This window comes from Sulfurivirga sp., assembly GCF_015490265.1.
GTDB lineage: Bacteria > Pseudomonadota > Gammaproteobacteria > Thiomicrospirales > Thiomicrospiraceae > Sulfurivirga.
In genome coordinates, this window is sequence record NZ_WFYD01000008.1 from 1 (window position 1) to 18,694 (window position 18,694).

The 18,694-nt window shown below is 65.3% G+C and carries 18 protein-coding genes and 1 other RNA gene; 7 read left to right on the plus strand and 12 right to left on the minus strand.

The features are described 5' to 3' along the window. Positions 1-813: 813 nt before the first annotated feature. Genes F8K16_RS00325 through F8K16_RS00350 form a run of 6 tightly spaced genes read right to left on the minus strand, consistent with a single transcriptional unit; the run spans position 814 to position 6,374 of the window. Positions 814-1,260, minus strand: coding sequence for a host attachment protein (locus tag F8K16_RS00325; protein WP_294945366.1), 447 nt, complete (start codon positions 1,258-1,260; stop codon positions 814-816). After that, a complete protein-coding gene (locus F8K16_RS00330; protein WP_294945368.1) occupies positions 1,257-2,264 on the minus strand; it encodes a M14 family zinc carboxypeptidase in 1,008 nt (335 codons plus the stop codon). Before F8K16_RS00330 ends, F8K16_RS00325 begins: the two co-directional genes overlap by 4 nt. 3 nt (positions 2,265-2,267) lie before the next feature. After that, a complete protein-coding gene (locus tag F8K16_RS00335; protein WP_294945370.1) occupies positions 2,268-3,407 on the minus strand; it encodes a PilT/PilU family type 4a pilus ATPase in 1,140 nt (379 codons plus the stop codon). 12 nt (positions 3,408-3,419) lie between these two features. Next, complete coding sequence (locus F8K16_RS00340; protein WP_294945373.1) at positions 3,420-4,466, minus strand: type IV pilus twitching motility protein PilT; 1,047 nt, start codon at positions 4,464-4,466, stop codon at positions 3,420-3,422. Further along, a complete protein-coding gene (locus F8K16_RS00345; RefSeq protein WP_294945376.1) occupies positions 4,463-4,888 on the minus strand; it encodes a DNA polymerase III subunit chi in 426 nt (141 codons plus the stop codon). Before F8K16_RS00345 ends, F8K16_RS00340 begins: the two co-directional genes overlap by 4 nt. A 7-nt stretch (positions 4,889-4,895) precedes the next feature. Next, positions 4,896-6,374 (minus strand): leucyl aminopeptidase, encoded by a 1,479-nt coding sequence (locus tag F8K16_RS00350; protein ID WP_294945378.1) that lies wholly within the window; start codon positions 6,372-6,374, stop codon positions 4,896-4,898. 64 nt (positions 6,375-6,438) lie between these two features. Here F8K16_RS00350 and lptF point away from each other — a divergent pair, with 64 nt between their 5' ends. Then, on the plus strand, positions 6,439-7,476 hold the full coding sequence (gene lptF / locus F8K16_RS00355) for an LPS export ABC transporter permease LptF (protein ID WP_294945381.1): 1,038 nt from the start codon (positions 6,439-6,441) through the stop codon (positions 7,474-7,476). Continuing rightward, the gene (gene lptG, locus F8K16_RS00360; RefSeq protein ID WP_294945384.1) at positions 7,473-8,636 is read left to right on the plus strand and encodes an LPS export ABC transporter permease LptG; all 1,164 of its coding nucleotides are present in this window, start codon (positions 7,473-7,475) and stop codon (positions 8,634-8,636) included. Before lptF ends, lptG begins: the two co-directional genes overlap by 4 nt. Positions 8,637-8,695: 59 nt before the next feature. Here lptG and purD read toward each other — a convergent pair whose 3' ends face one another. From purD to F8K16_RS00390, 6 genes are read right to left on the minus strand one after another with little or no spacing between them, the layout of a single operon-like run. Further along, complete coding sequence (gene purD, locus F8K16_RS00365; RefSeq protein ID WP_294945387.1) at positions 8,696-9,994, minus strand: phosphoribosylamine--glycine ligase; 1,299 nt, start codon at positions 9,992-9,994, stop codon at positions 8,696-8,698. 25 nt (positions 9,995-10,019) lie between these two features. After that, positions 10,020-11,582 carry a bifunctional phosphoribosylaminoimidazolecarboxamide formyltransferase/IMP cyclohydrolase gene (gene purH / locus F8K16_RS00370; protein ID WP_294945390.1) on the minus strand — a complete coding sequence of 521 codons (1,563 nt, stop codon included), beginning with the start codon at positions 11,580-11,582 and terminating at the stop codon, positions 10,020-10,022. Continuing rightward, positions 11,579-11,836 (minus strand): helix-turn-helix domain-containing protein, encoded by a 258-nt coding sequence (locus tag F8K16_RS00375; protein WP_294945393.1) that lies wholly within the window; start codon positions 11,834-11,836, stop codon positions 11,579-11,581. The genes purH and F8K16_RS00375 overlap by 4 nt, the downstream gene beginning before the upstream one ends. Next, positions 11,833-12,795 carry a tRNA dihydrouridine synthase DusB gene (dusB, locus tag F8K16_RS00380; protein ID WP_294945396.1) on the minus strand — a complete coding sequence of 321 codons (963 nt, stop codon included), beginning with the start codon at positions 12,793-12,795 and terminating at the stop codon, positions 11,833-11,835. Before dusB ends, F8K16_RS00375 begins: the two co-directional genes overlap by 4 nt. A gap of 5 nt (positions 12,796-12,800) precedes the next feature. Beyond that, positions 12,801-13,394, minus strand: coding sequence for a BON domain-containing protein (locus tag F8K16_RS00385; protein ID WP_294945399.1), 594 nt, complete (start codon positions 13,392-13,394; stop codon positions 12,801-12,803). Beyond that, positions 13,391-14,833, minus strand: a complete 1,443-nt coding sequence (locus F8K16_RS00390; RefSeq protein WP_294945402.1) for a penicillin-binding protein activator — start codon at positions 14,831-14,833, stop codon at positions 13,391-13,393. Before F8K16_RS00390 ends, F8K16_RS00385 begins: the two co-directional genes overlap by 4 nt. Before the next feature lie 27 nt (positions 14,834-14,860). Between F8K16_RS00390 and rsmI the strand changes: the two genes are divergently transcribed. From rsmI to ftsZ, 5 genes are all read left to right on the plus strand, one after another. Further along, positions 14,861-15,718: a 16S rRNA (cytidine(1402)-2'-O)-methyltransferase gene (gene rsmI, locus F8K16_RS00395; protein ID WP_294945404.1), complete on the plus strand. Its 858-nt coding sequence runs from the start codon at positions 14,861-14,863 to the stop codon at positions 15,716-15,718. A gap of 10 nt (positions 15,719-15,728) precedes the next feature. Next, positions 15,729-16,104: RNase P RNA component class A (gene rnpB, locus F8K16_RS00400), an RNA gene on the plus strand. A gap of 322 nt (positions 16,105-16,426) precedes the next feature. Next, a complete protein-coding gene (gene mraZ, locus F8K16_RS00405) occupies positions 16,427-16,882 on the plus strand; it encodes a division/cell wall cluster transcriptional repressor MraZ (RefSeq protein WP_294945408.1) in 456 nt (151 codons plus the stop codon). A gap of 1 nt (position 16,883) precedes the next feature. Then, positions 16,884-17,795, plus strand: a complete 912-nt coding sequence (gene rsmH / locus F8K16_RS00410; protein ID WP_294945411.1) for a 16S rRNA (cytosine(1402)-N(4))-methyltransferase RsmH — start codon at positions 16,884-16,886, stop codon at positions 17,793-17,795. Positions 17,796-17,876: 81 nt separating this feature from the next. Continuing rightward, on the plus strand, positions 17,877-18,694 hold an 818-nt coding region (gene ftsZ, locus F8K16_RS00415), incomplete at its 3' end, for a cell division protein FtsZ (protein WP_294945414.1).

Below are 18,694 nucleotides of genomic sequence, written 5' to 3' on the forward strand. Positions count from 1 at the left end.
CAGCGTCGACTGGCCGATACCGTGGCCATGGTGCCCCTGTGGTATGAGGATCAGTATGTGGTGCGGCGGGCGTCCCTGCACGGCTATCGCCTCTACGCCGATGGTCGCTACGATGGCCTGCTGACCGCAGGCTGAGTCTGCTGGCGACGGCGGGACGGGGTCTCCCCTGATTTTGCGATGTGCTGCGCTGGCGCGTCGGCGGTGGTGCGGAAAATTCCCGCAAAAAAGCCGGTTTGGACCGCAGACGCCTCTTCTGGATGGGGGCTCCCCCATTTTTACAGGGTCGGCTTCTGGCCGCCGGGACGCGCATCGGAAAAATGCCGAAAAAGCCGCTGGAAACTCGCCAGAGTGCCCGGAGAACGGGGTCTCCCCCATTTTTACGGTGCGCCGCGTTGGCGCGCCGGCGGCGGTGTGGAAAAATCCCGGCGATAAGCCGGGTTTGCACTGCTGACGCACCTTTGGACGGGGTCTCCCCCGTTTTTGCAGGATCGGCTTCTGGCCGCCGGGGCGCGCATCGGAAAAATGCCGAACAACCCCCCTCGAAACCCGCCAGAGCGCTGGGGGAACGGGGTCTCCCCCATTTTTGCGGTGCGCCGCCTTGATGCGCCGGTGGCGGTGCCGACAACTCCAGCGAAAAGCCGGTTTATGCCCATTTGCGCCCTTTCGGGACGGGGTCTCCCTCAATTTTTCGGCGTTGCGGCGTGGTGTGTGTGGAAAGATCGCTCCGGGGCGTGCGACAGGGGTTTTTTCGGCGGCTTGACATGAAAACGCCCGGCATGGGCCGGGCGCGAGGCGGAATGGAGAAACGGCCGTTTACAGCTGCGGCAGGTATTCGGGCAGGTGTTTGCGGATCTCTTCCGGTTTTTCGTTGACCAGATCCTTGGCCACTTCCAGGCTGACCACCCTGGCCACGTTCTTGTCCAGTGCGTTGCGCAGATGGCCGAGGAAGCGGGGTGCGGCGACGATGATCAGCTGTTCGAACTTGTGGGCGTGGAAGGCCTGATAGAGCTCCTTCGCCAGCTCCTTGGCGAAGCGGATGGCCTCTTCTTCGCTGGGAGTAACCTTGGGTTCGTAACCGTGGGCGCCCACGCCGGTGTCGTTGCTGTGGCGGCCGGGGCCGTCGGTGGTCAGGTCCTGATCATGCATGCGGGCCTGCAGGTGCACCAGATCTTCCAGTTCGGTCAGTCCAGAGGTGGGGGTTTCGGCGGTGAACAGGCGGGCGTGAGCGCTGTCGGCAACGACAATCCAGGTTTTTTTCATGGTGCTTCGCTCCTTTCGGCTGTGAGTGTGGTCGGGTTCATCTTATCGTTTTTGTGGGGATGGTCGGCGGCTTTTGCAAGCGGCGCACGCAGGGTGTGTTCGATCCAGCGGTCCAGGTCGGCCTGCATGGCGGCGATTTCCCTTTTGTCGGGCATGCGCGCGGCGCTTTTCAGTTCGATGGTGAGCACCGGGATCTTCAGGTATTCGCCGGCGTAGCGGCCGAGGGAGCCGGGATAGGTGCCCAGCTGGCGCAGACGCAGCCGGCCCAGCTTCTGGGGGACGGCGTGCTCCGGGCCGTCATAGTCGAGCAGGTTCCACGGGGCGTGCAGGCTGATGATGACATCGGGCTTCCAGTCATGGATCAGCTGCACCAGATAGCGGGTCTCCGGCTCGGAGGCGGGGGCGGGGCCCGGGTAGTAGCGGGGGTTGCGCCGTTTGTAGCGGGTCCACCAGTGATGAGCCTGCTGCCGCCAGTCGGGGCTGGGGAAGTTGCGGTTGAGGTCCACGCCGTGGGCGTTGGTGCGTCGGGAGGGGCGGCGCAGCAGGCCGTCCGGGTTGGCCACCGGGACGAACAGCCACTGGTGGTGCAGCTGATCGGGATGACGCAGCAGCGCTTGCAGCCACAGGTAGGTGAGGCTGACGGCGGCCCATTCGTCCCCGTGGATGCCGCCGATGAACAGGACGCGGCCGTGGCCGGCACCGGCCGGATCGAGCCGGCGGATCATCAGTGGACGGCCCTGCACGCTGCGTGCGCCGCTCGGCTCAAGAGAGAGGGCGTGGCAGCCGGCATAGGTGACGGTGCGCAGTTTGCGCGCCAGCGCCCGGCAGAAGCGTGCGGAGGTTGCCGACGCCTTGTGGTGACGGTTACGGGTACGGGCGCGTTCCTCCGTTGGCGCTGTCATGGCACGGTCGGAAACTGCGCTGCCCGGCCCATCACGGTGATCGGCAGGCGCGGCGGAGACCGCGGCCGGCAGCAGGGCGGCCAGCATCCAGGCGCGTATCATGGCTCAGAAGCCCCGGTTGATGAACTCTTCGTTCTGCAGCTCCCGCGGCAGTTTGCCGGCCAGCTTGATCTGCAGGCGTACGTCGTTGGGGGAGTCGGCAAAGCGCAGGGCGTCCTCGGCGGTGATGATGCCCTGATCGAACAGCTGGAACAGGTGCTGGTCGAAGGTCTGCATGCCGGAGTCGGTGCTGGCGGCCATGGTCTCCTTGAGCGCGGGGATGTCGCCCTTGAAGATGAGGTCGGCCACGCGTGGGGTGCGGATGAGGATTTCCATTGCCGCCACGCGTCCGCCATCCTTGCGCGGCACCAGCCGCTGGGAGATGACCGCCAGCAGGTTGAACGACAGGTCCATCAGCAGCTGGTTGCGCTTGTCTGTGGGGAAGAAGTTGATGATGCGGTCAAGCGCCTGGTTGGCGTTGTTGGCATGCAGGGTGGACAGGCACAGGTGGCCGGTCTCGGCGAAGTTGATGGCGTGCTCCATGTTCTCCTGATCGCGGATCTCGCCGATCATGATCACGTCCGGCGCCTGACGCAGGGTGTTCTTGAGGGCGTCGAAGTAGCTTCGGGTGTCCATGCCCACTTCGCGCTGGGAGACGATGGAGCGCTGGTGGTGGTGGACGAACTCGATGGGGTCTTCAATGGTGATGATGTGGCCGGAGGCGTTGCGGTTGCGGTAGTCGATCAGGCTGGCCAGCGAGGTGGATTTGCCCGTGCCGGTGCCGCCCACGAACAGGATCAGCCCCTGCTTGCGCATGATCAGGTCCTTGAGCACCGGCGGCAGGCCCAGCTCATCCACGGTGGGAATGTTGCTCTTGATGGTGCGCGCCACCAGCGCGGGCGTGCCCCGCTGGATGAAGGCGTTCATGCGCCAGCGGCCCTTGCCCGGAATGGAGTAGGCGTAGTTGAGCTCCAGAGTCTCGTTGAACTGTTTCCACTGTTCGTCATTCATGCTGGAGCGCACCAGCGTGGTGGCGAACTGGGGCGGCAGACGGTCTTCGCTGAGGTATTCCACCTCGCCGTTGACGCGCAGGGCCACCGGCGCGCCCGCTTCGATGTAGAGGTCGGAGCCGTTGCGCTCCAGCAGGGCGACCAGCGCCTCTTCCAGCGCCGCCCGGGCCTCGTCCGGGGTCAGTTCTACGCTCATGGCTCACTCCTCTCAGCTGAACATGGCCTTGTCGCCCACCTTGGAGAGGGCTTCTTCCTCGGTGACGATGCCTTCGGCCACCAGTTTCTTCAGGTGCTGGCCGAGGGTCTGCATGCCGATATTGGTGGAGGTCTGGATGACCGAACTCAGCTGCGGTACCTTGTCCTCGCGGATCAGGTTGCGCACGGCGGGCGTGCCCAGCATGACCTCGTAGGCGGCCACGCGGCCCTTGCCATCGGCACGCTTGAGCAGCGTCTGGGAGATGACCCCCTGCAGGGACTCCGACAGCATGGCGCGCACCATGGCCTTCTCGTTGCCCGGGAAGGAGTCCACGATACGGTCCACCGTCTTGGGAGCGGAGTTGGTGTGCAGGGTGCCGAAGACCAGGTGGCCGGTTTCGGCGGCGGTCAGCGCCAGCGAGATGGTTTCCAGATCGCGCATCTCGCCGATGAGGATCACGTCCGGGTCTTCCCGCAGGGCGGCGCGCAGGGCGTTGGAGAAGGCGTGGGTGTCGCTGCCCACCTCCCGCTGGTTGATCAGCGAGCGCTTGGGCTCGTAGATGAATTCCACCGGATCCTCGATGGTGAGAATGTGGTGGGCCATGTTCTGGTTGATGTATTCGATGATGGACGCGAGCGTGGTGGACTTACCGGAGCCGGTGGGGCCTGTGACCAGCACCAGTCCCCGCGGCATGCGCGCCAGCTTCTTGAACACCTCCGGCGCGCCCAGCTCCTCCATGGAGCGGATCTTTTCCGGAATGACGCGGAAGGCACCGGCCAGGCCGCGCTGCTGCATGTAGATGTTGGCACGGAAACGGGCCACGTTGGGCACGCTGAAGGAGAAGTCCAGCTCCAGGTGCTCCTCGAACAGCTGGCGTTGCTTGTCGTTCATGATGTCATACAGCAGCGTGCGCGCCTCGGTGGGTTCCAGCGGGGGGATCTCCACCTTCACGATGTCGCCGTAGCGGCGGATCATGGGCGGCTCGCCGGCGGAAATGTGCAGGTCGGAGCCGCCTTCCTGCACGCAGAAGGTGAGCAGGTCGGTAATGTCGAGATTCATGCGGTTGCCTCCTCCGGTTTGATCAGGGTGGGGGTGACGCCGGCGGCTCGGTAGGCGCGCCAGCGGTCGCGTCCCCGTTCAAGCAGCTCCGGCGACTGGTCGAGCAGCTCGATGACATGCTCATACCCTCGCCAGTGAGCGCACAGCTGCGGATGCAGGTTAACAAGAACCGTGCCGTGGGCGGGCACCGTTTCGCCCCAGAGGCGGATGTGCGCCTGTGGGGCCTCCTCGCCGAGGGCGTGGGGCAGAAAGGCCTCGGGTGCAAGGCGCCACAGCTGCAGGTCGAGCCGCCGGGCGGCGTCCCCGTCCGGCAGACGCACATCACAGGGGTGTTCCGGCCACAGGCGTTCCAGCAGCCGGATCAGATGGGCGAGCCGCGCCCGGGGCGCGGTGGTGTCGAGAACGTGGAACTCCAGCCGCATGCGTCGGTCAGCGGGCCTGCGCCATCAGCCAGCGCACCAGCGTGGGCACCGGGCGACCGGTGGCGCCCTTCTTCTCGCCACTGACCCAGGCGGTGCCGGCGATGTCCAGATGGGCCCACGGGCGTCCGTCCTCGATGAAGCGGGCCAGGAACTGGCCAGCGGTGATGGTGCCTGCCGGACGTCCGCCGATGTTGGCCATGTCTGCGAAGTTGGACTTGAGCTGCTGGTCGTATTCCTCCGACAGGGGCAGGCGCCACAGACGGTCGTAGGTCCATTCGCCCGCCTCGCCGAGACGTTCCGCCAGCGCGTCATCATTGCTCATCAGTCCGCTGATGTGATGGCCCAGGGCGATGATGCAGGCGCCGGTCAGCGTGGCCAGATCCACCACCTGTGCCGGCTTGAAGGTGCGCTGCGCGTAGGTGAGCGCGTCGCAGAGGATCAGCCGGCCCTCGGCGTCAGTGTTGAGGATTTCGATGGTCTTGCCGGAGAGGGAACGGATCACGTCTCCGGGCTTGGCGGCCTTGCCGGAAGGCATGTTTTCCGTGGCCGGGATGACGGCGACCACATTGAGCGCCGGCCTGAGCTCGCCCAGGGCCTGGAAGGTGCCCAGCACGGCGGCGGCGCCGCTCATGTCGTATTTCATCTCGTCCATGCCGGCGCCCGGCTTGAGGCTGATGCCGCCGGAGTCGAAGGTGACGCCCTTGCCTACCAGGGCGATGGGCGCGGCATCACCGGCACCGTTGTAGCGCAGGGTGATCAGCTTGGGCGGCGCTTCGGAGCCACGCGCGACCGCCAGCAGCGCGCCCATGCCGAGCCGTTCCATGTCCTCGCGTTCCAGCACTTCCACTTCGAAGCCGTAGCGCTCGGCCAGCCCCAGCGCCGTGTCGGCCAGATACTGGGGTGTGCAGATGTTGGGCGGCAGGTTGGCCAGATCACGGGTCAGGTTCATGCCCAGCGCGGTGGCGCGTGCCTCGGCCAGCACCCGCCGCCGTTGCTCGCCGTCTTCTTCCATGAAGGTGACCTGCGCAAGCTTCGGATCCCGCTCCGGGCGGTCGCCGCGGCTTTCGTGCTCGTAGTCGTAGAAGCTGCGCTGCAGCTGCAGGGCGTTGTGATAGAGCGCCCAGTCGGCGTCCGCCTCCAGCGGATGCAGGGTGTTGAGGGTGCTGAAGGCGTGCACGGCACCACTGTGGTCCAGGGCGGTGGCGGCGGCGCCGAGCATGTCCAGGTAGCGCTTCGGCGTCATGGGTTCCCGTTCGCCGGCGCCCACCAGCAGCACGCGGCGGAAAGGGGCGGGCGCATCGAACAGTACCAGCGTGCGGCCGTTTTCCGGCTCGAAGTCGCCGGCCTCGATCAGCTGTTCGATGCGGTCTTCAAGACCGAACCGAGCGTAGAGCTCTTGAGGTCGCTGATCTTTGGTGACCGGCAGCACCAGCGTGTCGGCCTCCTGCGGTGCGGTCGGCTGGCAGTGGAACTGGATCTGTTTCATGGCGTTCTATCCCCTTATCTATAATGAGCGTCGATTTGCTCCATTATATAGACCTGCCCCATTGATGCGGATTCTCGATCGCCATCTGTTTTCTGAACTGACGCTCACCTGGCTGGCCGTGGCGCTGGTGCTGGTACTGATCATCTTCGGCACCCAGGTGGGCCAGCTGCTGCAGATGGCGGTGCAGGGCGGCCTGCCGCCGTCGTTGCTGGGGTTGCAGCTGCTCTACCGGTTGCCGCCGGCGCTGGAGGTGGTGCTGCCGGTGACCGTGCTGCTGGGCGTGCTGCTCACCTTCGGGCGCTGGTATCAGGATCAGGAGATGGTGGTGTGGCACAGCTGCGGGGTGGGGCTGGACGCCTTTCGCCGGCGGGTGCTGCTGTTCGCCCTGCCGATTGCCGCGCTGACACTGTTCAATGACGGCTGGCTGGCCCCCCTGAGCACCCAGAAGGCGCGCCTGTCGCTGGTGCATGCCAAGGCCACGGCGCCCTTTGCCGCCGTGCGCCCGGGTCGTTTCAATCCACTGGGCGAGGCGGGCGTCTTCTACGCCGCGGCGCTGACCCGGGACGGCCAGTTGCGGCAGGTGTGGCTGCGCTATCCGCTCTCGACCCAGGAGCTTGTGGTCACCGCCCCGCGGGGACGGCTGGTGACCCGTGGGGAGCGGGTGGCGGTGCAGCTGGATGATGCCTGGGCGCTGAGCCGGCAGGCGGACGGCACCACCACGCTGCGTCACTTCGAGCGCTTCGAGGGCTTCGTCCCTCAATTGTCGGCACGCATGCCGCGTCGCAGCGATCGTGAAATGACCCTGCCGCAACTGTGGAAGAATCCGGCGCCGCCGGCGCAGGCCCTGCTGCATCAGAAGCTGACCGCGCCGCTGACGGTGGTGGCCATGGCGCTGCTGGGACTGGCGGCCAGCCGCACCCGGCCACGAGAGGGGCGCTTCGCCCGCGTCTTCTATGCGCTGCTGGTCTATGTGCTCTACTTTCAGCTGATGACCCTGTTTCAGGATCGGGTGCATCACGGCGACACCCGCTGGGTGGTGGCGCTCTGGGCGCTGCCGGCGGCGGCCATCGTGGTGTTGTGGCAGTGGGGGCGGCGGCGATGATGCGCTGGTTGCTGATTGAGCGCTATCTGGGCCGGGTGGCCATCGTGCACACGCTGGTGGTGCTGGCGGTGCTGCTGGTGGTGCTGGGGTTCGTGGAGCTGAGCATCCAGCTGGGCAAGCTCAATGAGAGCTACACGCTGGAGAAGGGCCTGCTCTACACCCTGCTCAAGCTGCCGGTGTATGGCTATGAAGTCTTTCCCGTGGCGCTGCTGATCGGCACGCTCATGGGATTGGGAGCGCTGGCCGCCCGCAGCGAGCTGACCATTCTGCGCGCCACCGGCTGGTCGGTGGCGCGGATCTGGTGGGGCGTGCTCAAGAGCGTGCTGCTGTTTGCGCTGGTGATGGTGGCGGTGGGCGAGTATGTGGGACCGCCCAGCGAGGCCTACGCCAAGAAGATGCGCGCGGAAGCGCTGCACCGCAACTTCTCCATCGGCTCCGATCAGGGCGTGTGGCTGCGTCAGAAGCTGCCCGATGGGGAGCGGGTGGTGCATGCCCGCAGCGTGCTGGATGCCCGCACTCTGGCGGATGTCACCCTGTTCGACATGGGGCGGGGCGGTGTGCAGCGCCGGGTGCATGCCCGTCAGGCACGCTGGGATGAGACGAAGCGACAGTGGCGCCTGAACCAGCCGGAGATCTGGCGCTACCGTCTGGTGCCGGCAGCCGGCACGCCGCCCCAGTGGGCGCAGGCGGTGCCCGCCACCCGGCTCGAGGTGCGTCATCAGCGCCTGAAACAGCTGTGGGTGACGCTCACGGTGGCGCCCGAGATGCTCACGGTGATGCAGGTGGACACCCGCTACATGGGGATCAGCGATCTGCGTCATCAGATCGCCTTTCTCGAGGCCAACCGGCTGGATACGGCGCCTTTCCGGCTGGCGCTGTGGCGCAAGCTGACCCTGCCGCTGACGCTGATCGCCATGGTGACCATCGTCTTTCCGCTGGTGTTCGGCTCCATCCGCCAGAGCAGCATGGGCCAGCGCATCTTCGTGGGTGTGCTGCTGGGACTGGGCTATCACTACCTCAGTCAGGTGGCGGGCAACATGGCGCTGGTCTATGGCTGGCCGATATGGCTGGGCGTGCTGCTGCCGCCGGTACTGCTGGGCGGCATCGGCCTCTGGGGTATCTGGCGCATGGATCATCCCTCGCGCCGTCGTTCAGGTTGAACGTCGCAACGAAAAAGGCCGGCACGAGGCCGGCCCGGTGACGGACTGCGGCGGGGCGGTCAGGCCTGACCCTGTTCCCGCGCTATGGCGCGATGACCAATGTCGCTGCGGTGGTATTCGTCCGGCCAGTGGATGCGGGCCACCGCCTCATAGGCACGCTTCTGTGCTTCGGAGACCGTCTCACCCAGTGCGGTGACGCACAGTACCCGTCCGCCGTTGGTGAGCACCTTGCCGTCTTCGGACAGTTTCGTGCCCGCATGGAAGACCTTGACGTCTGCCATGTCGGCCACATCTTCCAGCCCTTCGATGACATCGCCCTTGCGGTAGCCGTCGGGATAGCCGCCGGCGGCCATGACCACGCCCAGCGCGGCGCGGGGATCCCATTCGGTCTCGTGCTGATCGAGTCTGCCTTCCAGCGCCGCTTCCACCAGCGTCACCAGATCGGAGCGCATGCGCATCATGATCGGCTGGGTTTCCGGGTCGCCGAAGCGGCAGTTGAATTCCAGCACCTTGGGTGTGCCGTCCGGAGCGATCATCAGGCCGGCGTAGAGAAAACCGGTGTAGGGCGCGCCTTCCCGCTGCATGCCGCGCAGGGTGGGCCAGATCACCTCATTCATGATGCGTTCGTGAATTTCGGGCGTGACCACCGGCGCCGGGGAGTAGGCGCCCATGCCGCCGGTGTTGGGGCCGGTGTCGCCGTCATCACGGGCCTTGTGGTCCTGGCTGGTGGCCATGGCGATGACATGCTCGCCGTCGGCCATGACGATGAAGCTGGCTTCTTCGCCGGTCAGGAATTCCTCAATGACGACGCGACTGCCCGCTTCACCAAATCTGTTGCCGGCCAGCATGTCGCGCACGGCCGCTTCGGCTTCTTCCTCGGTCTGGGCGAGGATGACGCCTTTGCCCGCTGCCAGCCCGTCGGCCTTGACCACGATGGGCGCGCCTTTCTTGCGGATGTAGGCGATGGCCGGGTCGATTTCGGTGAAGACGGCGTAGTCGGCGGTGGGAATGTCGTATTTGGCGAGAAAGTCCTTGGTGAAGGCCTTGGAGCCTTCCAGCTGTGCGGCCTTCTTCGTCGGACCGAAACATTTCAGACCGGCCTCGTTGAAGGCGTCCACCACGCCCAGCACCAGCGGTGCTTCCGGGCCGACAATGGTGAGATCAATGGCGTTGTCCCGGGCGAAGGCCACCAGTGCGTCAATGTCGGTGGCGTCAATGGCCACGTTTTCCATGTTCGGCTCCAGCGCCGTGCCCGCATTGCCCGGGGCTACATAGACCCTGTCCACGCTGGGCGACTGGGCGGCTTTCCATGCCAGCGCATGCTCACGCCCGCCGCCCCCGATGATCATGACTTTCATGCCGTGCTCCTTGCTGTGTGGTCGTTCAGTGACGGAAATGACGCATGCCGGTGAGCACCATGGCCATGCCATGCTCGTCAGCGGCGGCGATCACTTCCTCGTCGCGGATGGAACCGCCGGGGTGAATCACGGCGGTGATGCCCGCCTCCGCCGCGGCGTCAATGCCGTCTCGGAAGGGGAAGAAGGCATCCGAAGCCATTACGGAGCCTTTCACCTCCAGTCCTTCGTCCGCAGCCTTGATGCCGGCAATTTTGGCGGAATAGACGCGGCTCATCTGCCCGGCGCCGATGCCGATGGTCATGCCTTCTTTGGCATAGACGATGGCGTTGGACTTGACGAATTTGGCCACCTTCCAGGCAAACAGCAGGTCGTGGATTTCCTGTTCGGTGGGCGCGCGCCTGCTCACCACCCTGAGCTGGTCTCGGCTGACCATGCCCAGATCCCGGTCCTGCACCAGCAGCCCGCCGGTGACCCGTTTGAAGTCCCAGGCCGGCACGGGTTCGTTCAGCGTGCCACAGGCCAGCACCCGCACATTGGGTTTGGCGGAAGTGACTTCCAGCGCTTCGGCGCTCACCTCGGGGGCGATGATCACTTCCACGAACTGACGGTCGATGATGGCACGGGCGGTGTCGGCATCCAGCGGACGGTTGAAGGCGATGATGCCGCCGAAGGCGGAGGTGGGGTCGGTGCGGAAGGCCCGATCATAGGCCTTGAGGATGTTCTCGTCCACGGCCACGCCGCAGGGGTTGGCGTGCTTGACGATGACGCAGGCGGGCTGCTCGAAGGTCTTGACCAGCTCCAGCGCCGCGTCGGTGTCGGCGATGTTGTTGTAGGAGAGCGCCTTGCCCTGCAGCTGTTCGGCGGAGCTGATGGAGGCCTCCTCCTGCGCCCGTTCCACATAGAAGGCGGCCTTCTGATGCGGGTTTTCACCATAGCGGAGCGCCTGCTTCTTGACGAACTGGCTGTTGAAGGTGCGCGGGAAGGGATCCTCGGCGCTTTCGTTGAACAGACGGCCGAACCAGTTGGCGATGGCGCCGTCGTAGCGGGCGGTGAGCTCGAAGGTCTTGATGGCCAGATCGAAGCGGGTGTCGAAGGAGAGGGCGCCGCCGTTGGCCCGCATCTCTTCCAGCACGCGGTCGTAGTCGGCCGGGTCGGTGACCACGGCCACGTCCTTGTGGTTCTTGGCCGCTGAACGCAGCATGGTGGGACCGCCGATGTCGATGTTCTCCACCGCCTCTTCCAGCGTGCAGTCAGGGCGGGCAACCGTCTCCTCGAAGGGGTAGAGGTTGACCACCACCATGTCGATGGGCTGAATGCCATGTTCGGCCATGATTTCATCATCCGTGCCGCGGCGACCCAGCAGCCCGCCGTGGATTTTGGGATGCAGGGTCTTGACCCGGCCGTCCATCATCTCCGGAAAGCCGGTGTAGTCGGACACTTCGATGACCGGCAGGCCGGCTTCGGTCAGCACCCGATGGGTGCCGCCGGTGGAGAGGATCTCCACGCCCATATCGTGCAGGGCGCGGGCAAACTCGACGATGCCGTTCTTGTCGGAAACGCTGATCAAGGCGCGACGGATGGGTTTCATGATGACTCCTGATCAATGGTTATCTTGTAGAGGGTAATCTTGCGATGCAGCGTATTGCGGTTGATGCCCAGCAGACGGGCTGCACGACTGCGGTTGCCCTCGGTGCGGCGCAGCACGTAGCGGATGAGGGCGGTCTCCACCTCGCCGGTGACCAGATCGTGCAGGTTGGCCACCTCCTGACCATCAAGGGTTTCGAAGTAGGCGTCCAGCACCTGTTCCACCGCCTGACCGAGAGAGAGGGGCGCCGGTTTCATGAGGCCAGCTCCTCTATGAAGGCGTGCTGCGCCTCGGCCTGCTCCAGCCGGTTGAAGGCGCGCCGCAGCGCGTCGCCATCCGGCAGGTGCGCCGCATACCAGCCGAAGTGCTTGCGTGCCATGCGCAGGCCGGTGAGCGGTCCGTAGAGGTCGTGCAGGCCGCGCACATGCGCCTGAATCGTCCGCAGCTGCACGTTGCGGTCGATCAACGGCAGCGGTCTGCCCTCCAGGGCGGCGCGCAGGCGAGCAAACAGCCAGGGTGTGCCCAGGGCGGCACGGCCGATCATCACCCCCCGCGCGCCGGTGTGGTCGAGCACGCGGCGGATCTGCCCGGCACTGCGCAGGTCGCCATTGGCGATCACGGGAATGCTGACCCGCCGGCAGGCTTCGGCGATGGTGTCATACTCCGCCTCGCCCTCAAAGCGCTGGGCGCGGGTGCGTCCATGGATGACCACCATGTCGAAGCCACACTCCTGCGCCAGCCAGGCCAGTTCCGGCGCGTTGCGGCGGGTGTCATCCGGACCGGTGCGCATTTTGACCGTCAGCGGCAGGTGAGTGGCCGCCCGCATGGCCTCGAAGATGGCACGCACCCTTGCCGGGTCACCCATCAGAGCGGAGCCTGCGGCCACACGGCAGACCTTCTTGGCCGGGCAGCCCAGGTTGAGGTCGATGATGTCGGCGCCCGCCTCGGTGTAATGCCGCGCCGCCTCGGCCAGCTGCCGGGGATCGTAACCCAGAAGCTGCACCACCCTCGGGGCGGCCTCATGGGGGTCCACACCGCGGGTGGCGGATTTCCTGCGGCCGACCAGTTCCGGCTTGCTGTGGGTCATTTCCGCCACGGCGTAGCCGGCGCCGAAGCGGCGGCACAGGTCACGAAACACCCGGTCCGTGATGCCGGCCATGGGGGCGAGCATCAGCGGATAGATGTCGTGTTGACCGAGGCGGAGAGGGGTCAGCATGGCTGTCAGAGACGGTCCATGGCGTCGATGACCTTCCTGACGCCCTTGACACCGGAGACGGCGGCAATGGCCTTGCGGGCCTCTTCCTGGGTGACCAGCCCCATGAGATAGACGGTGCCGTCGTACACGTCGAAGTGCAGGCTGGCGCTGTTGAGGCCCTTTTCCGCCACCAGGGCAGCCTTGACCTTGGCGGCCAGCAGGCCGTCTTCGGTCGCCTGGCTGTCCGACAGCGGCGGGCCGACCTTCACCCGGTTGTAAACCTTGGTGACATAGGGAATATTGCGTGCCAGTCGGGTCAGCTGTGCCACCTGATCCTCGCTGGGCAGTCGGCCGATCAGCAGCATCTTGTGGTTGTACACCGTGACGGTGACGCGGTTGATGTCGATGCCGGCGTCCCGCATGGCCTCGATCATCTGCTGTTCGGCCTTGCTGTCCTCCGCGATGGTGTCGGTGTCCCGTCGTTCGGAGCCGAGATAGTAGCCGATGCCCACGGCGCCACCGGCGAGAATGAGCGGTGCGGCACACTGGCTCAGAGTGAGTGTGGCGCCACCGAGGGCGGCGGTGAACAGCAGTGTCCGGGAGAGTCGTGAGAGCTTCATGGTGCGTCCTTGGTCAGTTGTCCATGGGAAGAGTATTGTAGCCACTGAAGCAGCCTGTCATGGATGCGGTCCCGCAGGGAAATGTGGCCGGTGCGGCCAACCAGACAGCCATGGCGTCGATCGAGGTGGAGCGCCACCTGCAGGGCATCATGTCCCCACGCCTCCAGCGGAGAGGGCAGTGCACCTGGTGCCAGCATCGCGGGGAAGGCGGGAAAGCGCACGCCGGCCAGGTCCGGCTGCGGTCTGCCGTCAAAGCGCTCGGGCATCAGCAGGCTGCTGCCATAGCGGGGAATGTCGATGTCATAGAAACTCATCAGGGGGTTGAGCACGGCGGTGCGTCGGGCGTCGGTCAGCAGCAGCAGCGCCTGCAGGTCGTGGCGTGCCCGGGGGGCGAACACGAGACGATGCCCCAGCTGACGCTGGAGCGCCCAGCGTCGAGCCTTGCTGCGGTCCACGTGCAGCAGTTGATCAAGCGTGCTGCGCAGGGTGCGGTTGGTGTGTGGCAGGGGCACGGAGTCGGCACGCTGGCCCACATCAGCCAGCCACAGGCGCGCAAAAGCGTTTCGCAGGGTGAGGGCGCGGCCATGGTCTTCGAAAAGGATGCCGAGGCGTCGAATCCTGGCCTGCCTCAGTCTGGCATTCAACTGTGCAGCCTCGCTCAGCGTCTGGAAGGGAAAGGCGTCTCCGAAGCCGTTGGCGGGACGGTTGAGCAGCAGGGTAGGAAGGGTGCTGATTTTGCTCAGGGCAGTGATGTTGTCTGGCAGCAGTGGGCCGATGATTACGTCGGCACCGGCATCCCGTGCCTGCTGGTAGAGGGTGTCGATGTCCGCACCGTGGGTGTCGTAGAAACGCAGCGTCAGCTCGGGTGATGCGGGGGAGAGCGCTGCGCGCACCAGTCCGTTGCGCACGGCCAGGCCCACCTGTGCATAGGGCCCGCTCAGCGGAAGCAGGACGGCCAGGTTGCGCCGGACGGGGGCGAGAGCTTGCCGTCGGAGCAGACTCAGCAGCGGTGTTTCCCGGCTGTCGAACAGAAGCCGCACACTGGAGAGGGGATCGGCATCTCCCGCCTGCAGGCGCTCCGCATACAGCGCCCATGCGCCGGCTGCCGGCACACCGCTTTCCCACGCGGCCTCGATCTGCACCGCATCGGCCCGGCGCCACGCGTCATGCAGTGCCACGGCCAGTGCGCGACGGTCACCCTCGGATACCAGAGGCGCCAGCTGTTCAAGGGTGAGTGTCAGGCCGGGCAGGTCACCCTGCCGTCGCTGTTGCAGCGCCCGGGCTTCCAGCTGCTGTTGCGGGGTGAGAGCCGGTCTTTCCGCAGCCTTTTCCTGCACGGGCTTGCGCACCGGCTGTTGGGTGCAGCCGGCCATGAGCACCAGCAGAATCAGAAGAAGATGAATGGGTCGCATGGCGTCGCTGTGGTATGGTTTGCGCAATTATAAACCTTGCGGGAGGGCGATTCCGTGCAAGCGCGGGGAGAGCTGTTCGTGGTGGCCACGCCCATCGGCAATCTGGCGGATATTACGCAGCGGGCGCTGGAGGTGCTGGCTTCGGTGGACTGGGTGGCGGCGGAAGACACGCGCCATACGCGGCGGCTGCTGGCTCACTATGGAATCGGGACGCAGTTGATCAGTCTGCACGCCCACAATGAGCATCAGCGTGGCGAACGGCTGCTTGAGCGCCTGCTTGAGGGGGAGCGGGGCGCACTGGTCAGTGATGCGGGCACACCGCTGATCAGCGATCCGGGCGCCGTATGGGTTGCCCGATTGCGACAGGCGGGTGTGCGCGTGACCCCCGTTCCAGGTCCGTCCGCGCTGATTGCGGCGCTGTCTGCGGCCGGTCTGCCGACGGACCGCTTCGCCTTCGAAGGATTTCTGCCGACAAAAGGGGGTGCGCGGCGGCAACGGCTGGCCGCCCTGCGTCGCGAGCCGCGCACGCTGGTCTTCTATGAGGCGCCCCATCGTCTTGTGGCCACGTTGACCGACATGATCGGGTTCTGGGGCGGCGGGCATGCCTGCGTGGTGGCACGTGAACTGACCAAGCGGCACGAATCTTTCGTGGGTGACACGCTGGAAGCGGTGCTGGGTCATTTTCAGGCGCATCCTGAAGAGGTGCGGGGAGAACTGGTCATTCTGCTGGGGCCCGCGAAGCGTGATGACGAGGAAGATCAAGTCAGGGCCGAGCAGCTGATCCAGCGGTTGCTGGAAGCGGGGCTGTCGGCCAGGACGGTAGCCGGTATCGTGGCCGACACCTTCGAACAGCCGCGCAATCGGGTCTACCGGCTGGTGCAGGCCTTGAAATCGGGCGATCTGCTACAATAAACCTTCTGTGAAAGCGGGCCGGGCAGCCGCTGGCTCACGCCAGAGGAAAGTCCGGGCACCACAGAGCAGGATGCCAGCTAACGGCTGGGCGCCGCAAGGCGACGGAAAGTGCCACAGAGAGCAGACCGCCGATGGCTTCCGACAGGAGGCACAGGCAAGGGTGAAAGGGTGCGGTAAGAGCGCACCGCGCGCCTGGCAACAGGCGTGGCAGGGTAAACCCCATCCGGTGCAAGACCAAATAGGCGCGCACGCGGCCTGGTGCCGCAGAACCTGGCTCGGGTTCGCGCGCGGGTAGGTCGCTTGAGGCATGCCGCGAGGCATGTCCCAGATGAATGGCTGCCGCTCCGCAAGGAGGACAGAACCCGGCTTACAGGCCCGCTTTCCATCCTTTTCTGGCTTTTCTCCCCACTTTGTCCCACCACTTCACATCTGGTGTCTTTCTTTTCTTGTTCACACAACATCTTGTGCTCTGCTTTTACCTGCTTTTCTTCGGATTCTGATGGGGTTCTGTGTAAATGTTCTTCAAGGTGTTGACTTGATTGGTATTTGTGGTGCGCCAGCAAAATATGTGCATGGTGTCCCGTGTTGCGAAGGTGTCGGTAAGTGTTTGAGCTGAAAGCAAAAAATGAAGCCTCAAGGTGGTTGACATGGGTAGGGGTGGTCAATATAGTGGTGCCAAGTGGTGAAAAGTGGTGACAGGTGGTTTAAGTGTTCTTCCGTGGCTTGCATCAGGTCAGTCTCGACCAGAAGGGGCGGGTCGCCATCCCGAAGCGGCTGCGGGAGACCATCGTGCAGAGCGGCAATCGCACGCTGGTGGCCACCATCGATCTGCAGAGCCCCTGTCTGCTGCTGTATCCCTTTGACGAGTGGCGACTGATCGAACAGAAGATCATGAGTCTGCCGAACATTGACCCCATGGCGCGTCGCTATCAGCGGTTGTTCGTGGGTTTTGCCCATGAGCTGGACATGGATGGCCAGGGGCGTGTGCTGCTTCCGGCGGTGTTGCGGGAGCATGTGGGGCTGGAGCGGCAGGGGGTGCTGCTGGGGCAGGGCAACAAGCTTGAGCTCTGGCCGCAGGAGAAGTGGGACGCCACCTGTCCGGACATGCTGGAAGAAGTGAAGAACGAGCCGGTGCCGGAAGTGCTCGAAAGCCTGAGCATCTGACATGGAAGGCGCGCACTACCCGGTCATGCTCTCCGAGGCGCTCGAAGGCCTCAATGTGCGTCCGGATGGCATTTATGTGGATGGCACATTCGGTCGTGGCGGACACAGCCGGGCCATTCTGGACAGGCTGGGGGCGGATGGCCGGCTGCTGGCCTTCGACCGGGATCCCGAGGCGGTGGCCTGGGCGCGGCAGCGTGTGGACGATCCGCGCTTTGAGATCGTTCATGGCAGCTTCACCGCGCTGGCCGATGAAGTGGCGCGCCGGGGCTGGACGGGGAGGATTGCGGGCGTGCTGCTGGATCTGGGCGTGTCGTCGCCCCAGCTGGATGCGCGGGAACGGGGGTTCAGCTTCCTGCGTGACGGGCCGCTGGATATGCGCATGAATCCGGCTGAAGGCGTCAGCGCCCGTCAGTGGCTGGCCGAGGTGGATCGGGCGACACTGGCGCGGGTGCTGAAGGAGTATGGCGAGGAACGGTTTTCCGGCCGCATCGCCCGGGCCATCAAGGAGGCGGTCGAAGCAGGCGGTCTGCATACGACAGGGGAGCTGGCGCGACTGATCGAAACGGTCGTGCCGCGGCGGGAGAAGGGCAAGCATCCGGCCACCCGCACCTTTCAGGCCATCCGCATTGCCGTCAACGGTGAGCTGGAGGCGCTGAAGGCAGTGCTGCCCCAGGCGGTGGAGGTGCTCCGGACAGGCGGACGGTTGGTGGCAATCAGCTTCCACTCGCTGGAGGATCGACTGGTCAAGCGCTTCATTCGGGCGCTGAGTCGGGGAGAGACTGATCCTTTCGGGCGAGAGGTGAGTGCCCCGCGCCTGAAACCGGTGGGCAGGGCGGTCTTTCCGTCCGAGGCGGAAGTGGCGGAGAACCCGCGCTCACGCAGCGCGGTGATGCGGGTGGCGGAAAGAATCTGAACAGATGAATTTTGGGGTGTGGCGGTGTCGGGCCGGCCGCCGCATCAGGGGTTGGACAGGCTCAATGAAGAGGAGAGTGTCATGCGTTTTGAACTGCACGAGGAGCAAGCACGGGCGCCGGGTCTGCCGGTGATCAAGGTGATCGGTCTGGGCGGTGGCGGCAGCAATGCTGTCGATTACATGGCCCAGCAGCAGGTACAGGGGGTGGAGTTCATCTGCGCCAATACCGATGCGCAGGCGCTGGAAAATCTGAGTGTGCCGGTGCGCATCCAGCTGGGTGCCAGCGGCCTGGGCGCCGGCGCGCGGCCCGAGAAGGGACGTGAGGCGGCCATGCAGGATCTGGACAAGATTCGTCAGCATCTGCAGGGCACCGACATGCTGTTCATCACCGCCGGCATGGGCGGCGGCACCGGCACCGGCGCGGCACCCGTGGTGGCGCAGGCGGCGCGCGAAATGGGCATTCTCACCGTAGGCGTGGTCTCCCGTCCCTTCTACTTCGAGCGCCGAAGTGAGGTGGCGGAGGAAGGCATTCGTCAGCTGCGCGAGTTCGTGGATTCGCTGATCGTCATTCCCAATGACAAGCTGATCAAGGTGCTCGGTGGCAACATGAAGCTGACCGACGGCTTCAACAAGGCCAATGCAGTGCTCCATGGCGCGGTGCAGGGCGTTTCCGAGCTGATCACCCGTCCGGGTCTGATCAATGTGGACTTCGAGGACGTGCGCACCGTCATGAGCTGTCAGGGCTACGCGCTGATGGGTGTGGGTGTGGCCAGCGGCGAGGACCGTGCCGTGAAGGCGGCCGAGGCGGCCATCAACAACCCGCTGCTGGAGGATGTGCGCGTCGAGGATGCCCGTGGTGTGCTGGTCAATGTGACCGCCGGTCCCGACCTGACCCTGTC